The following is a 17,121-nucleotide window of genomic DNA, read 5'->3' on the forward strand; positions in this document are numbered from 1 at the left end:
AGCAAGTTAATCGCTTCTCTACTACCAATTTAATCAGAATAAAAAGTAGCGTTGTGCTAATGGGAGAACGGTTGCCGGTTCGCAAGTCAGCAATTCCCCATCGGCTCGCACTTCGTAAGTTTCCGGATTTACTTCCATGTGAGGCAGGGCATCGTTTAATTTCATGTCTCGCTTACTGAGCTGCCGCGTACCGCTGACGGCAACTGCTGGCTTTTGTAGCTTAAGCTGGCTGGGAATCTCTTGTTCGAGTGCCGCTTGGGAAATAAAAGCTAGAGAAGTGGCAGCGATCGCGCCTCCAAAACTGCCGAACATTGGGCGCATATGCACTGGTTGCGGTGTGGGGATACTAGCGTTGGCATCGCCCATTTGAGCGTAAGCGATCGCACCTCCTTTGATGACTATCTCTGGCTTGACGCCAAAAAATGCCGGACGCCAGAGGCACAAATCTGCCAATTTCCCCACTTCTACGGAACCAACATACTGAGAAATACCGTGGGTAATGGCTGGATTGATTGTATATTTTGCAACGTAGCGCTTTGCCCGGAAATTATCTGCCCTTTCTTGCCCCTCTCCTGGTAGCAATGGGGAGAGGTTTCCCCGCTGCACTTTCATTTTGTGTGCCGTTTGCCAGGTGCGAATGATTACCTCGCCTACCCGCCCCATTGCCTGAGAATCAGAGGAAATCATGCTGAATGCGCCCAAGTCGTGCAGGATATCTTCAGCGGCAATGGTTTCCCGGCGAATTCGCGACTCGGCAAAGGCGACATCTTCGGCAATACTGGGGTCGAGGTGATGACACACCATCAGCATATCCAGGTGTTCGTCTAGGGTATTGACGGTATAAGGGCGCGTCGGGTTGGTGGAAGAGGGCAGGACGTTCGCTTCGCCGCATACTTTGATAATGTCCGGCGCGTGACCTCCACCGGCTCCCTCGGTGTGGTAAGTGTGAATAACGCGATTCTTAAAGGCGGCGATGGTAGTTTCTACAAAACCGGCTTCGTTCAAGGTATCGGTATGAATGGCTACCTGCACATCATAATTATCCGCAACGTTCAAGCAAGTATCAATCGTCGCGGGTGTGGTGCCCCAGTCTTCGTGCAGTTTTAAACCTATCGCCCCGGCTAAGACTTGTTCGATTAGTCCTTGGGGTTGGCTGCTATTCCCTTTCCCCAAGAAGCCTAGATTTACCGGGAAGGCGTCAGCGGCTTGCAGCATCCGGTACATATTCCACGGGCCAGGAGTGCAAGTGGTCGCATTTGTACCCGTAGCAGGGCCAGTACCACCGCCGATCATGGTGGTGATGCCGGATGCGATCGCGACTTCTATCTGTTGCGGACAAATAAAGTGAATGTGGCTGTCAATCCCGCCTGCGGTGAGAATCATCCCTTCTCCGGCAACGACCTCGGTTCCAGGGCCAATAATAATCTCTACCTTGTCTTGAATGTAGGGATTTCCCGCTTTACCAATTTTGAAAATTTTGCCATCTTTAATGCCAATATCGGCTTTGACAATCCCCCACCAGTCGAGGATTAAGGCGTTGGTAATCACCAGATCGACAGCACCGTCGGCATTAGAAATGGGGGATTGTCCCATACCATCCCGGATGACTTTGCCACCACCGAATTTCACTTCATCGCCGTAGGTCGTGAAGTCTTGTTCGACTTCGATGAATAATTCGGTGTCAGCAAGACGAACGCGATCGCCGACTGTCGGGCCATAGGTTTCGGCGTAAGCGCGACGATCCATTCTGTAACTCATCCTTGACTCCTCTAGAGTGGTGTATTTTTAACGCAAAGGTACGCAAAGATTAGCGCAAAGGTACGCAGAGTTTCGGGTTATTCTTGGCGTTTTTTGGGCTACAAGCGATTAATTTTGAATCCCTCAAATTTCATTGAGAAGCCATTTCCCTCTGGAGAAGCGCACATCACCCCCACATTTACTGTCTCAGCCGGGGTGAGATAGCCAAGGCGAAGCATTGTGTACTGAATGCCATCTAGAGAGTATTGAACCTCTACAGCGGTGCCGCGTCGATGTACGCGCATCCAAAGTGAAGCCGGGTTATCTGGCAGTGGGACAACAGACCAATCCGAGTAATCTCTTGTTACCACAGCGCTGACTTGTTGTACACCTTCGACAAATTCAATGCCACATTTTAACCAATTCGCCTCATCCAAACGCAGCATCAATCCGGCTTGATCGTACAGATCTCGATACTCACCGCTAACTTTCACCTCAACCATGAAGTCTCTGTTCGCTGGTTGATAAAAAAAGTGACCGTTATCTCGAATGAAGCCGTAGTGAGTCTCTCGCCAAAAATCAGTTTTTCCAGCGGATGTGATAGTAATTGTATTGCCTTGGACGTTCCAAATCGGCGGTTCGTTATACCATTCCATCGCCATCTTTTTCTAAATTTCCACTGGTTCCTGGTCAAATCTCCGCATTAACTCAAGCAAAGCTTCCCGATCTGGTTTTTGCCCGTCTTTCATCAGTTCAGCCAGTCCCTCAAAATACTTTTCGCGTTCCCCTCCCGGACAAAACATTATTAACAGCTTTGCTGGCTTTGTGCTGCGGTTAGCGAACCCGTGAGGTGTACCGCGAGGGACAAGTACAAATGCCCCTGGTTGTCCTTGTACTGTTCTATCCCCGACGAGGATTTCCACTTCTCCTTCTAGGACATAAAACATCTCCTCCATCTGACGATGGATATGTGGTTGCGCCCCCGTCCCATCTGGTTCTAGGCTAAACTCAAACAGCCCTAAGTTTCCGTAAGTATCGGCACCAACCGCTTTAAATGTAGCTTCGCTGTTACCAATAGTAAGGTGCTTGCCTTCTCCTGGCGCTAGTACGATTTCTTGTATTGGTAAAGTCATTTAATTATCCTCATTGATTGCTATAGCGAACTATTTATTTTGCCATTGAATCCATACACTTGACGGCTACCAACAAAAGGCACTAATTCGACTTCCTTTTCATCTCCAGGTTCAAAACGTACCGCCGTGCCTGCTGGAATATTCAGGCGCATTCCCTTTGCTTGTTCTCTATCAAAATCTAAAGATTCGTTCACCTCATAGAAGTGGAAATGAGAACCAACTTGAATCGGGCGATCGCCTGTATTTGCTACTTGCACTTTTATACTAGGACGACCCACATTGAGTTCTATTTCCCCTCCTTGTACAATCATTTCTCCAGGAATCATTTCAACTTCCTCTTTTAGGTTTTTATAAAAATGGCTAACTACTGTATAAATTCAACCATAGGAACCGGATCGGTGTCGTAAAAAGCTGAGTATAATTCGCTCCGTAAATTGCTCATAGTTACCTTATTTTTGTAAGATCATGTCTGATAATCCATTTGCTGACGGATTTTCTCTTTAATCTCGTATCCGGCGAACTTTTCACAAAGATATAAACCTAAATCAATTGCCGAAGTAACTCCTCTGGCGGTAATTACGTCACCTTCATCGACAACTCTTTTGTTTACGACAGAATTACAATATTTTTGAAGGTCTTGGAAAGCATTGGGATGGGTTGTTGCTGTTTTCCCTTGTAAAAATCCCGCTACGCCGAGTAGTAAAGAACCCGTACACACAGAAACTTTGAACTTGCAAGTTGCTGAGGTTTTCAGCCATGTCATTAACTCAGGATCGTCAACTAAGTTTCGGGTGCCAATTCCACCGGGTACGATAATCATGTCGTAGGGTTGGAGAGATTCACCTACTTTGTTCGGAGTAAAACGAAGTCCAGCGTTATCGCTGACTTCTTGAGAATAGGCACAAATATCCCATTCCAAATCGGATATAAAATTCATTGTCTTGAGACGAGTAACGGGATCGTAAACTCCAATAAAATCTAAAGCGGTCATTCCCGTGTAAATGATGAATGCAACTTTCATAAACAATCCTTCAAGCTACGGGATTATCTAACGAATTGGGTTGTGAACTGTAACCAGTTTTGTACCATCGGGGAATGTAGCTTCTACCTGCACTTCATGCACCATCTCTGGCACACCTTCCATGACTTCTTCCCGTGACAGTAGGGTTGTCCCATAACTCATTAAATCGGCAACGGTACGTCCATCTCTAGCGCCTTCCAGAATAGCAGCGGAAATATAAGCGATCGCTTCTGGGTAATTCAGTTTTAAACCTCTTCCCTTGCGGCGTTCCGCTAATAGTGCCGCCGTAAAAATCAACAGCTTATCTTTTTCCTGTGGCGTCAGTTGCATTGATAACCTCTTACATTCTTTCGTGTTCTCTATGTCTACTACGATTCGCTCAAATTTGCCAAACTCTCGGTGGACAAGCAGGGCGTTCTAAAAAGTGCAATCGCAGCAAATTCCAAATATCTATAAACCAGTTTCGCACCTGGGAAGTAGAAGAACCGCGATAGCGACACAATAGCCCAGCAGGAAGACGAGTAATGCCTGCTTGGTGAAGATTTTCCCCTGTCCCTTTCTTAAAAAAGGGTGAATGATTCCCTAGATTTCGTGCTTTTTCTACAATCTCTGGTGACACCGCTTGCCCAATCCAGACTAAACTCGCTACAACGGATTGCCCAGCTAAACCGTGAGGACTGTCGAGGATTTCTGTCCCGCCGGGTAACCATTGCCTGTCAATCCACAGAGGGCGTCCTTGCTGCCAGATTTCAGTATGCGATCGCCACTCTCCGTGTAAGAATCTCTCCCCTCTGGCACTGCGTCCAAAGCGTGTAATTTCCCAACCCAGCCAACTTGCTTCTGGAGCTAATTCTACCCGCAAGTCTTGTCGATACATCGCACCGTCAAAAATAATTGTTTCCTGCGGTAGCCACTCCAAAGTAGCACCCGCGTTCACCTCGATTTCAATCGTTTGACTCGCTGGCAATCCATTGCTGCGATAAACCTTACCGGCGGCAGCGGTAGTGATTAAGGCTTGGGCGTTGGGTTGGAGGTGGAAATTAAGCGATAAGCGATCGCCCCCCACAACACCCCCCGCTGTATGCAAAATTACACTATGACAAATCTCCGACCCTTCTGGATAAAATGGGCGCTGTACCTTCAGCGGTGCTTTTACGCGATCGCTAATCACCTGGGTTTTGCTTTGGGTTTTAGAAAACTCCAAGTTAAGAATGCCGTGCCATCCAGAGGATGAGGGATTTGCTACTGCCGGATCGAGGTCTTTCATTAAATTTGGTGTATAAATTGTTAATTTTTTACTCCGGAAAATCATCTTAAACAAAAATACCATTAAACTCGATTCAACCGAATATTCTTAAGTCTTTATACTGGAGATTCTTATGGCGGCTATCAGCTTTGAAAGCTTAAAAAACGAATACCAGCAACTCTTTGATAGCTGCAAAATCACTAAAAATAAAATTGAGCAAGTAGATAATATTTTAGATACCATTGATACAAATCGGGCTAGATATGATGCGGTAGGGAAAAGACTGGCGATTCCCTGGTATGTGATAGCCATTATTCACAACATGGAATCTTCCTTAAATTTCAATACTCACCTGCATAATGGAGATCCGCTGACAAAAAGAACCGTACACGAACCAAAAAATCGCCCCTCTAATGGCAATCCTCCCTTTACATGGGAAGAAAGTGCCATTGATGCTTTAACTTTTGATAAATTTGACCAATGGAAAGATTGGAGCCTTCCAAACATTCTTTTTAAGTTAGAAGGCTACAACGGTTGGGGTTATCGCCTCTACCATTCTGATGTTCTTTCACCTTATTTGTGGAGTGCTTCAAACCACTATACTAAAGGAAAATACGTTGACGATGGCACCTGGTCAAATACAGCCGTATCGCAGCAATACGGTGCCGCCGTACTTCTGCGCCGAATGATCGATCGAGGAACAATTACTTGGGATAATCCAGAAACCAGTGAGGTTGGAGAAAAAGATGTAGATATCCAACCTGGCGAAAAGCAACCTTTGGTATATTATTCACCAGATTCTAAGATTGATAACGGCAAAGAACTGCAACAGTTTTTAAATCAATTTTCAGGAATTTATTTAAGTGTAGATGGTTGCCTTGGTGATAAAACTTCCGAGGCTTTTAAAAAAGTTACTGGTTACTATCTCTTTGGAGATCCTAGAAATAAAAATTAATTTTAAATAGCCAATAAAATAGTAATTTCCTAATTGGTAAGTATTGCTTATCAAGTGCAAAAAATCCGATAAATTAAAACTTACTAGCTTGTTGATTGCTAAGAAAAAGGCAATCAGAACCTTTTAGGGATTACCAATTGGATTGTTTAACTTAATGGGTAATTCAATGATAACTTCTGTTCCCTGCCCCGGTTCGGAGATAATAGCAATACGTCCTTGATGATGTTCTAATATTTGATAACATACAGTTAGTCCTAAACCTATGCCTTTTCCGACAGGCTTGGTTGTAAAAAAAGGGTCAAATATTTTTGATTTAATCGCTGTTGCAATCCCGGAACCGTTATCTTTAATTTTGATAATTATTTGCTTAGCTGCACTAAATTCAGTTTTAATGTAAATCCGTTTTTCGGGTTGCTCTTTGAAAGTTTCCAGAGCATCAATTGCATTGCTGAAAATATTCATAAATACCTGGTTAAGCTGCGCCGGATAGCATTCAACGGGTGGCAGAACGCCGTACTGCTTAACTACCTGAATCTCTGGATTTCCCTCCGCCTTCCAGTCTCCGCCTGATTGCAAGCGATGCTGCACAATTAGCAAACTGCTATCAATTCCTTCATGAATGTTGACGCGCTTCCTTTCAGCTTCATCGAGTCGGGAAAAGTTTCGCAGTAATAGAATAATTTGACGAATGCGATCGCTGCCAGCCCTCATTGAAGTAATAATTTTAGGCAGATCGCCCGTCAAAAAATCGAGATCGATGTCCTCAATATATTGCTGTATTTCAGCATCAGGATAACTTTTTTGATAGCGTTGTACGAGGTTCAGTAGATTTTTTGTGTAGTCACTGATATGGGGAAGATTACCATAAATAAAATTAATCGGATTGTTAATTTCGTGGGCAATGCCAGCAACAAGTTGACCCAAACTAGACATTTTTTCAGTTTGAATGAGTTGCGCCTGCGCCCTTCCCAAATTGCGTAATGCTTGACTGAGCTGTTGAGCGTTGGTAGTTAGTTCAGTATTCAGTTGCTGTAGTTGGTCGTGGGCTTGCTGTAATTGCTGGTTTTTTTGCGAAAGCTCTTCAGTACGCTGTTGCACCCGTTCTTCAAGAGTCTGACGCGCCTGTTCTAGTTCCTCAGTACGCCTTGCAACTCGTTGCTCTAGGTTTCCGATGAGGGCTTTTAGCGCCTGAGCCATTTCTTGATAAGCATGAGCAAGTTGACCGATTTCACCACCCGCGCCGATACCGGGAATGGGGGTAGTCAAATCGCCTGCGGCTAAGGTTTTACTGCGTTCGGAGAGCTGGATAATCGGGTTGCCGATTTGTTTGGCTAGCAAATGTGCGATCGCAATCGATAACAAGGTAGCCAATCCCAGTCCTAGCCAAATCACACGGTTTAGGTTGATGGAAGCTTGATTAAAATACTTTGAGACAATTTGAATTTTGGCAATGGCAATAGGCTGATTGCGGGAAGTAATCGGAGCATATATCGTATTCAAACCAGATTTTGGTTCGATCCGATAAACTGTTTTACCTTTTTGAATCCTGCGTAACACCTGCGACTTTAAATTTACTTGTTCCCAAGGCTCAATGCTGGATTTGGCATTGATAGAAATGATTGATTTGCCATCTAGAGAAATAACTTGCAGTTTAGTGGTAGGTTGAGAGAAATTAAGAAAGTTACGCAACCAAGTTTCATCTAAATTTTGCCCTAAAATCAAAGTTCCGGGTGACTTCCCCGTACCATCGCTGTTGTAAACAGGCGCTGTTGAAAAGAGCAATATCTGAGGCAAGCCGCTATCAATCAACATCGTCGTTGGCTTGTTGGTAGCGATCGCATCTGTTATCCGCTCAGCTACATTCGGAATTCGCAAAGCGTCACCCCGCTCTCCCAAAATCTCTCCCCTACGATCCACCACTTTCACATGATCGACATCGGTAGAAAGAACAAGTTGCTCGGAGACTTCCTTTTTTATCCAAGCCTCATCTCGCTTCCCAATTGCGTTGTATAAATCTGTCCAGATTGCATAGCTAGAGGATAAATTTTGCAATCCTTTCTCAGTAGCCGCAGTGTATCCCCGAAAGGCTAAAACTTGATCGTCGAGCCGAGTCTTTTCTAAGTCGATGAGCGGCTGCTGCACAAACCGCCACGCTACAGCACTCAGGAACATCACGGGTAGCAAAGATGCCCCAAAGGTAAAAATTAGCAGCTTGGGTTGAAGCTGTTGCAGCCGCTTGAACATCTCTGAGTTAATATAGATGCGGTGTTTCGTCCTCCAGACAGATAATCTGTCACAAGGCTCTCCACAGTTTAGCGGCTGTGAGAGTAAACTGACCGCTCTATTTTCGGAGGCGTAAAAGCGCCTATCTTGAGAACTGTAAGTTCTACGGGTTCCTCGCAAAGATTGTTAGCGATCTGCATCAGACAGCCAGAAACCGTTGAATTACATCCTGACTGAGTTCGCTAGTCGAGCCAGACGCGACGATACCGCCTTTTTGCATCGCGTAGTACCGATCTGCTTGTCGGACAAAATGCAAGTGTTGCTCGACCAATAAAACAGAAATGCCGGTAGATTCAATAATGCGGCGCACTGCTGCTTCTATTTCTAAAATAATCGAGGGTTGAATGCCTTCTGTGGGTTCATCCAGTACAAGTAACTGCGGCTTCCCCATCAAAGCGCGAGCGATCGCGAGTTGCTGTTGTTGTCCTCCGCTTAAATCGCCGCCCATCCGAGACAGCATTGTTTTTAAAACAGGAAAGAGGGAAAATATTTCTTCTGGGATTTCTTCCTTACCACTTCTGCCCTCACGTCGCGCCTCCAAACCCAGCAACAAATTTTCTTTCACTGTCAATCGCGAGATAATTTCCCGTCCTTGAGGAACGTAGCCAATCCCTATTCGTGCCCGTTTATCTGGCGTTTTGTTAGTTATCGGTTCCCCAGCAAATGTAATCATGCCGTTATGAGGTTTCAGTAACCCCATAATTGTCTTGAGTAGAGTAGTTTTGCCGACGCCATTGCGCCCAATCAAGCACACCATTTGTCCAGTTGGTACGCTCAGATCAACATTGCGGAGAATGTGACTTTCACCGTAGTAGACATTCAATCCGGAGACTTGCAGCATCAGTTGGGTTGGGGATTGGCTGCTCGGATGAGCGATCGCATCATTTACTTGAGTCATTATGCTTCTGTCAAACTAACCGTATTTTTGTAATTTTTTCTCTGTCAACAGCTTAATTTTCTGGGTGAAGTTCCAAGAAAGCAATGCTATTAAGGCTATTGGATAATTAAAGGATGCGATTATTTTAAAGCTTGGTTGATTTAAAGCTACCCTAAAGAATTACTTTCTATTGGCTGCCCCAAATAAACTTCGATGACACGAGGATTGCTCTGCACTTCCTCAATTGTGCCTTCACACAGAACTGAACCCTCATGTAACACCGTTACTTTACGAGCAATTTGGCGCACAAATTCCATGTCATGCTCAATCACCAAAATAGAATGACTGTGCGCTAACGCGATTAGGAGTTCTCCAATATTGTCAGTTTCTTCATCAGTTAGCCCCGCAACGGGTTCATCAACCAACAATAAATCGGGCGACTGAGCAACTAACATTCCAATTTCTAAGCGTTGTTTCTCCCCGTGAGAAAGTAAACCAGCGCGGATATCTGCTTTTGCACTTAAACCAATCGTTTCTAGCAAACTCATTACTTTACTACGTTCGCCAGTAGCAGGACGCCCAAACAGTGTTGCTAAGACATTTTTATTACGATTGCAGCTAAGTTCTAGGTTTTCGCGGGGCGTCAGGTTGAGGTAAATGCGGGGGGTTTGGAACTTTCGCCCAATTCCCAATCGGGCGATTTGATGTTCGGAGAGTGCTTTCACGTTTCTCCCCTTAAATAATACCCGTCCCTCAGTTGGTTGTACTTTGCCAGTAATGACATCCAAAAAGGTTGTTTTCCCGGCACCGTTTGGACCAATTACGACCCGTAATTCTCCGACATCCATGCTGAAATTCAGATGGTTCAGTGCTTTAAAACCATCAAAATTAACCGTTAAATTTTCAGTTTCTAATATTTTCGCGTTCATGCTGTACCTCTGGGTCTTCTTCAAGGCTGGGATAGGTTGCTACCTGCTTCCGTCCTAGAAGTGTCAGCAGGTGCTGGAAACCCTGATAGCGCAGCCAGCCGACTACACCATCGGGAAGAACTGTTACCACAATTAGGAATAATGCTCCCTGGAAAAATACCCAAATGCCCGGAAATTGTTCGCTCAAAAGACTTTTGGCAAAGTTGACTAATAGCGCTCCAAATATGGCTCCGATTAAGCTGGCACGACCTCCCACTGCTACCCAAATTACCATTTCAATAGAAAAAGCAATATCCATTGCTTTTGGTGAAATCAAACCCGATTGAAGGGTGAATAAAGCACCCCCAATGCCAGCCAAAGCAGCGGAAATCGCAAACACCACAACTTTAAATCCAGTGGGATTATAGCCAGAAAAGCGCATCCGGCTCTCATCATCCCGAATCGCAACCAGAACTCGTCCAAAGCGATCGCTAGTCAGCCACCGGCACAAAGCATAAGCACCTGCCAAAAATAAGACTGTTAGGGCGTAGAAAACAAATTGTGTCTGACTATTACTGACTGTTGCCCCTAATAATGTTTTGAAATTGGTTAAACCATTGGTACCGTTAAAAAATCCCTGCTGCCCGTTGAAGAAATTAAAAAATACAATCGTCGCTGCTTGGGTCAAAATTGAGAAGTAAACGCCCCGAATCCGGTTGCGAAATACTAAATAACCCAATATTGCGGCTAATACAGCCGGAATTATCACAACGGCTGCGGCGGCAAATCCAAATGAATAAAACGGCTGCCAGAACCAAGGCAATTCTGTGATGCCGAAGAGGCTCATAAATTCTGGTAAACCGTTCTTGAGAGGAGCTAATTGCAAGTGCATTGCCAAGGCATAGCCACCGAGCGCAAAAAATACACCATGCCCCAAACTGAGCATACCCGTATAGCCCCAAATTAAATCAATGCCGAGGGCAGCGATCGCTAATGCCAAGAATCGCGCTAGCAAGTTGAGACGAAAGCCTGTGAGAACTGCTGGCATTACGAAAATGAGCAGCAAAGCGATCGCAATCGTTATCCCCACTTCCATCAGCACCGCTCGTCTGCGTTGCTGCTTCATGCCCTTAACTTCAAGAACCGCATCCAAAATCATCGCCTTGAGCCTCTACTCGATTGTCTTTGTTTAAGCATCAACGCTACGTCCCTTCTGTGGAAAAATCCCTCCTGGACGCACCTGAAGGAACGCAATAATTAAGGCGAATACCATCACCTTCGCCATACTGGTTGTGCCGAAAAACTCAAAGAAATCCACTAAAGGCTTTATTGGTGCCACCATCGGAACCAAGACTTTAGAACTGATTAAGTAGTTAATCGTGCCAATTCCCATCGCTGCCACAATACTGCCCACCAGCTTACCGACGCCACCGACAACAACCACCATAAATGTATCAACGATGTAGTTCTGGCCTGTATTGGGTCCCACAGAACCCAGCAAACTAATCGCACAACCGGCAATTCCAGCCAATCCAGAACCCAAAGCAAATGTAATGGCATCAACTTTGGCAGTAGGAATTCCTAAACAAGCACTCATACTACGATTCTGCATGACCGAGCGAATTCTTAAGCCCCATGAAGACCGTTGCAAAAATACATAAATTCCAGCAACACAAACAATGGTTAGCGCAATAATAAATAGCCGCGTATAGGGCATCTGCAACGTACCCAGCCGCAATCCTCCTCGTAACCAGTTGGGTGCCGTCACGTCTACATTTTGAGCGCCAAACCAAGGCTTGGTGACAGCCAGTTTATAAGTTTGTCCCAAAACTGCACTTGTGGCACTTGCAACGCCTAGAGATATCGGCAACATGATTGCAATTACCCAGTTACGAATACGCTCAAAATCTGAGCGGCGGGACAGAATCCAAAAAGCGCCAAAAAACAAAAGGCAAAATATCCCAATGCCAATGACTAACACCCAGCTAACACTGCGAGCGAATTGCTGCAAAATCAGACTAACGCCCCAAGTTGCGAGCAGTGTTTCTAGCGGGCGTCCGTAAAGATAACGAATCACTCCCCGTTCCAGAACTAATCCCACACCTGCTGTCACCAGGAAAGCCAAAATTAGCGCAAAAACAATATAGGTTTCAGACCAAGGCTTACCCAATATTTTGAAGCCATTTTGTACAACAAACGTTGTGTAGGCTCCTAGCATCATCAACTCACCGTGAGCTAAGTTAATGACACCCATGAGTCCAAAGACAATGGCTAGTCCCAGCGCTGAAATTAACAAAACCGCGCCGATGCTAATTCCATTAAAAATCCCATCCAGCAATCCTGCTATCACACCGCTTCCTCAGCCATTAATCATGGGTCATTAGTCATGGATCGTGAGTCATTAGTTATTAGCTTTCAAATCCCCTAGGTTGGGTTGAGGTAACGGATGCTGTTGGCATTAATTTTTGACCTCTCCCCAAACCCTTCCCTACAAGGGTAGAGGCTTCCAGACTCCCCCTTCCCTCATAGGGAAGGGGGATGGGGGTTAGGTTCTTAATTAGCCAACACCATCAGGTAACGAAACCCAACCAATCTTCTCAAGATTGACGACTAATAACTAAGGACTAATTTTTAACCGCTTAAATTTTGTACTGACCACCTTTTTTGGAATCTGACCAGTCGCATCCCAAACCCTTAGTTGCAGCAACGAATTGGTTCCAAGGAACTGGCTTCACTGCTGATTTCGTCTCATAGACAATCTTAAAGAGACCATCATCTGCGACTTCACCTAGCCGTACAAACTTAGAAATGTGATGGTTACTTTCCATCGTTACAGTGCCTTCTGGAGCCTCAAACTTCTGACCAACCGCAGCCTTTCGGACTGCCTCTAAATCGTCAGCGGTTTTTGCTTTCTCGACAGCTTGTTTCCAAAGATAAACGGCAATGTAAGCTGCTTCCATCGGGTCGTTTGTTACCCGATCTTGACCGTATTTTGCCTTAAAAGCTTCGACAAATTTTTTATTTGTTGGAGTATCCACCGTTTGGAAGTAATTCCATGCGGCATATTGACCTTTGAGATATTCTGTGCCAATTGCTTTGACTTCTTCTTCGGCAATACTGACAGACATTACGGGATATTTATCTGGTCCCAACCCTGCACCTTGCATCTGCTTGAAGAAAGCCACATTACTATCCCCATTCAGGGTATTAAAAATGACGCCTCCATCAGGCAGAGCCGCTTTAATTTTAGTGATGATGGGCGTAACTTCTGTATTGCCTAGGGGTAAGTAATCTTCCCCGACGGTTTCGCCGCCTTTTGCCTTTAACTGCTCTTTAATAATCGTATTCGCGGTACGCGGAAAAACGTAATCTGAGCCAACTAGGAAGAATTTTTTACCTTTATTCTGCAACAGCCAATCGACTGCTGGCTCGATTTGTTGGTTGGGGGCAGCACCCGTATAGAAAATATTTTTGGAACACTCTTGACCCTCGTATTGCACGGGATACCAGAGCATATGACCTTTTTCTTCAAATACTGGCAGCACTGCTTTGCGGCTGGCGGAAGTCCAGCAGCCGAAAACGGTGACAACTTTATCCTGATCGATTAGCTTTCTCGCTTTCTCTGCAAAAGTAGGCCAGTCGGATTGACCATCTTCCTCAATTGCTTGAATTTGCTTGCCGAGGACGCCACCGGCTTTATTAATCTCCTCAATTGCCAACAGTTCAGCATCTACAACGCTGTTTTCGCTAATCGCCATCGTGCCGCTGCGAGAGTGCAGAATCCCGACTTTGATGGTGTTTCCTGCACCGGCAGCCGCAACGGTTGTTGCGCTGGGAGAGGGAGACGCCGCTGTTGGGCTGGCAGTCTCAGAGGTAGAAGTGGGAGTGCTGCTACAAGCTTTGAGAAGAATACTGGTTCCCAGAGTAGCAGAACCGTATAGAAGAAATTTACGTCGCCCTAATCGCCTTGCCATACCGTCACCGTACTCCTGGCTGAATCAGCCTAATGGTAGAGAACATACACAGTTAAGCAGTGATATTAGAGCGATGTTCTGGGAAAAAATTGTTATCAAAGATACAAAGAATCGAATTTTTGTATCTTTATCTAGGAAAGCTCAGCTTGCTGTTTTTGAAATTTCGCCCAGATTTAGGCGGATAAAGTCCACCACAGCGGTTAATCCTTGCTGAGTCTTCAAATTCGTAAAGATAAAGGGTTTTTCTCCACGCATGCTCCGCGCATCGCGTTCCATAACCCCTAAATCTGCTCCGACTTGAGGAGCAAGATCAATTTTGTTGATTGCTAAAAGATCGGATTTAGTAATTCCGGGACCACCTTTGCGCGGAATTTTGTCACCGGCTGCAACATCAATGACGTAAATTGTCAAGTCTACCAGTTCTGGGCTGAAGGTAGCCGCTAAGTTATCGCCGCCACTTTCTAAAAACACTAAGTCTAAATCGGGAAATCGCTGTTCCATTTGTTCAATGGCGGCGATGTTCATGGAAGCGTCTTCACGGATGGCGGTATGGGGACAGCCGCCAGTTTCGACACCCAGGATGCGATCGCTTTCCAAGGCGTGACTCCGCACTAAAAACTGGGCATCTTCCTGGGTATAAATATCATTCGTGACCACAGCAATTTGATATTTTTGCCGCATCGCCTTACATAAGGCTTCAACCAAGGCAGTTTTTCCCGAACCCACTGGGCCAGCAACTCCAACCCGAAAAGCATTCATAAAATTTTCTGAAAGCGAATGGCTAATTGCTCATCGTAGCAAGGCAATTAACGATAATCTATTCCCAGGTTTTACCAGCGATATGTTTTTGTGCCGATTTCTTTTAACTCCGAAATAAGCGCGTGTACTGTGTTTCGTGAGCGATACTCGCCAATGCTAATCCCCAGCCGCAACTACTCAGGGCGTCATCTTCTAACCCTAAAATTTCCTTGGCAGCCTGAATCAAGATGGGTTGTAGTTCTAGGAGTAGCTGTTGCCCAGCCGTTTGTCCGAGGGGAATCAATTTGACTCCGGCAGCGATCAAATTGGTTGCCCAGCTGTGTAAGTAGCCCAAGAGGGTAGATGCAGCGTCGATTTGCCAATGGGCGGCGGCAATGCCGAAAGCGATCGCATAATTACAAGGACTCCCAATTGCATCCACCATTGACCGAACCTGCGGCTGTAATTCCAAAAGCAATCGAATTAGCGATCGCCCCATCTGCCAACTTTGTGCTTGCAACTCCTGTGTTTCCTTAGCAGCAGATAACCAGACATTCCAGTAATTTAAAGCCTCTAAATCCCCGGCAATTGCCCCCCGATATCCCCGAATCATCACCGCTGCTTCCAACCGAATTGCCCCATAACCCAGTTCCTGTTTGAGCCAGTGTCCCAGATGTTGCAGGTTCTCAATTACACCAGCATCGACGAGGGTTTCCAGCCCTTCGGAATAGCTATAAGCACCTACCGGCAACGCGGGACTCACCAGTTGCATAAGACACAGCAGGTTAACTGGAGAATGGGGAATCGGTAATTGCTCGTTGGTCATTGTTGGTACGTAGGGAGTGGGGAAGAGTTTTAGGATGAAGCCTAGAGTTTTGTATCGGTTCTCGTTAAAACTCAGACGCGATTATCGCGTTTCTAGAAATCAAAACTCAAAACTCAAAACTCCCCCATTACCGATTACCCAATTAACTAAGCGTGATGATGGTGTCCATAGGCACCCATTTCTGGATAAAAAGGCGAGATTTCCTCTCGTACCTCCATCCCCAGATGTTCTAGCATTGACTTTAAAACGGGGTCGGGAGACAACCGCAAATGAGTGGCAGCAATTTCTATCGGTACATGGCGATTGCCTAGATGATAAGCCGCCCGCAGCAAATCGAGGGGTTTCTGGGCAGTCGCAGTGAGAACGGGTTCCGGTTTAGCCACGATTCTCACGACGATATCACCGATTTCAGATTGAAGGAGATCGCGATCGCGCAACACGGTTCCTCTGGGTAAGCGCAGATACAAAGCTTGCCCCTCAGCAGTTTCAAAGCGATAGCGGCTGCGCGTGCGCTCCTCGGCAGTCAGAAAAAGAGTAAAGTTGACCGATGCATCCAAATTGGCGGGAAAGCGTTGCGTTATCGTTAGCATCACTGGAATCTTTAGTCAGCAAGTTATGGTGATGCTACTAACATCAGCACAGATGACATCAATATCCGAGTCAAGCAGGGTCAGCAAAAGTTTATTTTTTACTGAGCTTGCAGACGGATCATTTCATTTTTTATCTGTGCTGCTACCTCCGAATTTTTTTGCGCCTCCACCGTAATTTGATTAAATAATCCAATGGACAAACCGTTGCTCTCAACAATCTTTTGAGACTGTTTGCAGTAATTGATGGCAATGGCCTGTGCATTTCCTGGAAGCGATCGCAGGCTATTCGGCTGGCTGCAAGCAATATTTGGAGGACTGCCCACGATTCTTTTGATCTCGTTATAGGCAGCTTGGCGACCCGGTTCCATTGCCAAAACAGCCCTGGCGAAGTTGCTTAAGTCCTTAGAGCTGAAGGGTGATTGAGCGTATGCCTGAGAACTAAAGTCAATGCTATGAGAGCGCTCGGATAGACCGGGTGCAAAACCTAACAACAGACTTAGAGCAGTGAGAGTACCAACACTCAGGCATTGAGATAAGACTCGATTCAGAGAGCGACGTGAACTGTATAAAGTCATCATGATCTAGTGCGACCAACAAATAGAAAATCAAAACACACACGGATTACTTTTTCTGAACTGTTTTAAGGGTGAGAAGTTCCAGCTAGAGATGGGCATTCGTAGATTTACATCTCGTGTTGGTACCTCAGAAAACAGAAGCCTTCTCCCTACGGAGTAAGGATCGAGTAGTAATCTACAAGTAACTACGGATATTATGAGTGTGAGGATTTTACCACACTTTCGCATAAAAAGCGGGGTGTTACCAAAGCTGTAACG

The 17,121-nt window shown here is 45.6% G+C and carries 18 protein-coding genes; 1 reads left to right on the top strand and 17 read right to left on the bottom strand.

The features are described 5' to 3' along the window. Window positions 1–33 precede the first annotated feature (33 nt). The 7 genes from ureC to NC994_RS10040 all read right to left on the bottom strand — a co-directional run bounded on the left by ureC (window position 34) and on the right by NC994_RS10040 (window position 5,158). The gene (ureC, locus tag NC994_RS10010) at window positions 34–1,758 is read right to left on the bottom strand and encodes an urease subunit alpha (protein ID WP_190440205.1); all 1,725 of its coding nucleotides are present in this window, start codon (window positions 1,756–1,758) and stop codon (window positions 34–36) included. A 98-nt stretch (window positions 1,759–1,856) separates the two neighbouring features. Beyond that, window positions 1,857–2,393: a DUF1349 domain-containing protein gene (locus tag NC994_RS10015; RefSeq protein ID WP_190440310.1), complete on the bottom strand. Its 537-nt coding sequence runs from the start codon at window positions 2,391–2,393 to the stop codon at window positions 1,857–1,859. A gap of 12 nt (window positions 2,394–2,405) precedes the next feature. Further along, on the bottom strand, window positions 2,406–2,870 hold the full coding sequence (locus tag NC994_RS10020; protein WP_190440207.1) for a cupin domain-containing protein: 465 nt from the start codon (window positions 2,868–2,870) through the stop codon (window positions 2,406–2,408). A 20-nt stretch (window positions 2,871–2,890) separates the two neighbouring features. After that, window positions 2,891–3,196, bottom strand: coding sequence for an urease subunit beta (locus NC994_RS10025; protein WP_190440225.1), 306 nt, complete (start codon window positions 3,194–3,196; stop codon window positions 2,891–2,893). Window positions 3,197–3,333: 137 nt separating this feature from the next. Further along, window positions 3,334–3,891 carry a DJ-1/PfpI family protein gene (locus NC994_RS10030; RefSeq protein WP_190440227.1) on the bottom strand — a complete coding sequence of 186 codons (558 nt, stop codon included), beginning with the start codon at window positions 3,889–3,891 and terminating at the stop codon, window positions 3,334–3,336. A 27-nt stretch (window positions 3,892–3,918) separates the two neighbouring features. After that, window positions 3,919–4,221: an urease subunit gamma gene (ureA, locus tag NC994_RS10035; RefSeq protein WP_190440229.1), complete on the bottom strand. Its 303-nt coding sequence runs from the start codon at window positions 4,219–4,221 to the stop codon at window positions 3,919–3,921. Between the two features lie 49 nt (window positions 4,222–4,270). Further along, entirely contained in the window at window positions 4,271–5,158 is an 888-nt protein-coding gene (locus NC994_RS10040) for an urease accessory protein UreD (protein ID WP_190440233.1), read from the bottom strand. Window positions 5,159–5,270: 112 nt separating this feature from the next. Between NC994_RS10040 and NC994_RS10045 the strand changes: the two genes are divergently transcribed. Then, window positions 5,271–6,092, top strand: a complete 822-nt coding sequence (locus tag NC994_RS10045; RefSeq protein WP_190440236.1) for a hypothetical protein — start codon at window positions 5,271–5,273, stop codon at window positions 6,090–6,092. Window positions 6,093–6,215: 123 nt separating this feature from the next. Here the strand turns inward: NC994_RS10045 and NC994_RS10050 are convergent, their stop codons facing one another. The 10 genes from NC994_RS10050 to NC994_RS10095 form a co-directional block, all read right to left on the bottom strand. After that, on the bottom strand, window positions 6,216–8,336 hold the full coding sequence (locus NC994_RS10050; protein WP_190440239.1) for an ATP-binding protein: 2,121 nt from the start codon (window positions 8,334–8,336) through the stop codon (window positions 6,216–6,218). Window positions 8,337–8,514: 178 nt separating this feature from the next. Then, on the bottom strand, window positions 8,515–9,216 hold the full coding sequence (gene urtE / locus NC994_RS10055; protein WP_190440313.1) for an urea ABC transporter ATP-binding subunit UrtE: 702 nt from the start codon (window positions 9,214–9,216) through the stop codon (window positions 8,515–8,517). Window positions 9,217–9,419: 203 nt separating this feature from the next. Further along, the gene (gene urtD / locus NC994_RS10060; RefSeq protein WP_190440242.1) at window positions 9,420–10,181 is read right to left on the bottom strand and encodes an urea ABC transporter ATP-binding protein UrtD; all 762 of its coding nucleotides are present in this window, start codon (window positions 10,179–10,181) and stop codon (window positions 9,420–9,422) included. Then, window positions 10,156–11,286 carry an urea ABC transporter permease subunit UrtC gene (gene urtC / locus NC994_RS10065; RefSeq protein ID WP_190440316.1) on the bottom strand — a complete coding sequence of 377 codons (1,131 nt, stop codon included), beginning with the start codon at window positions 11,284–11,286 and terminating at the stop codon, window positions 10,156–10,158. Before urtC ends, urtD begins: the two co-directional genes overlap by 26 nt. 63 nt (window positions 11,287–11,349) lie before the next feature. Further along, window positions 11,350–12,510 (bottom strand): urea ABC transporter permease subunit UrtB, encoded by a 1,161-nt coding sequence (urtB, locus tag NC994_RS10070; RefSeq protein ID WP_190440244.1) that lies wholly within the window; start codon window positions 12,508–12,510, stop codon window positions 11,350–11,352. Window positions 12,511–12,799: 289 nt separating this feature from the next. Continuing rightward, complete coding sequence (gene urtA, locus NC994_RS10075; RefSeq protein ID WP_190440247.1) at window positions 12,800–14,134, bottom strand: urea ABC transporter substrate-binding protein; 1,335 nt, start codon at window positions 14,132–14,134, stop codon at window positions 12,800–12,802. A 141-nt stretch (window positions 14,135–14,275) separates the two neighbouring features. Beyond that, window positions 14,276–14,893 (bottom strand): urease accessory protein UreG, encoded by a 618-nt coding sequence (gene ureG, locus NC994_RS10080; RefSeq protein ID WP_190440250.1) that lies wholly within the window; start codon window positions 14,891–14,893, stop codon window positions 14,276–14,278. A 103-nt stretch (window positions 14,894–14,996) separates the two neighbouring features. Further along, window positions 14,997–15,698 (bottom strand): urease accessory protein UreF, encoded by a 702-nt coding sequence (locus NC994_RS10085; protein ID WP_190440252.1) that lies wholly within the window; start codon window positions 15,696–15,698, stop codon window positions 14,997–14,999. Between the two features lie 146 nt (window positions 15,699–15,844). After that, the gene (gene ureE, locus NC994_RS10090; protein ID WP_190410211.1) at window positions 15,845–16,288 is read right to left on the bottom strand and encodes an urease accessory protein UreE; all 444 of its coding nucleotides are present in this window, start codon (window positions 16,286–16,288) and stop codon (window positions 15,845–15,847) included. Window positions 16,289–16,386: 98 nt separating this feature from the next. Next, complete coding sequence (locus NC994_RS10095) at window positions 16,387–16,866, bottom strand: DUF4168 domain-containing protein (RefSeq protein WP_190440255.1); 480 nt, start codon at window positions 16,864–16,866, stop codon at window positions 16,387–16,389. Window positions 16,867–17,121: the final 255 nt, after the last annotated feature.

The organism is Trichocoleus sp. AS-A1 (assembly GCF_039962015.1).
GTDB lineage: Bacteria > Cyanobacteriota > Cyanobacteriia > Cyanobacteriales > FACHB-T130 > FACHB-T130.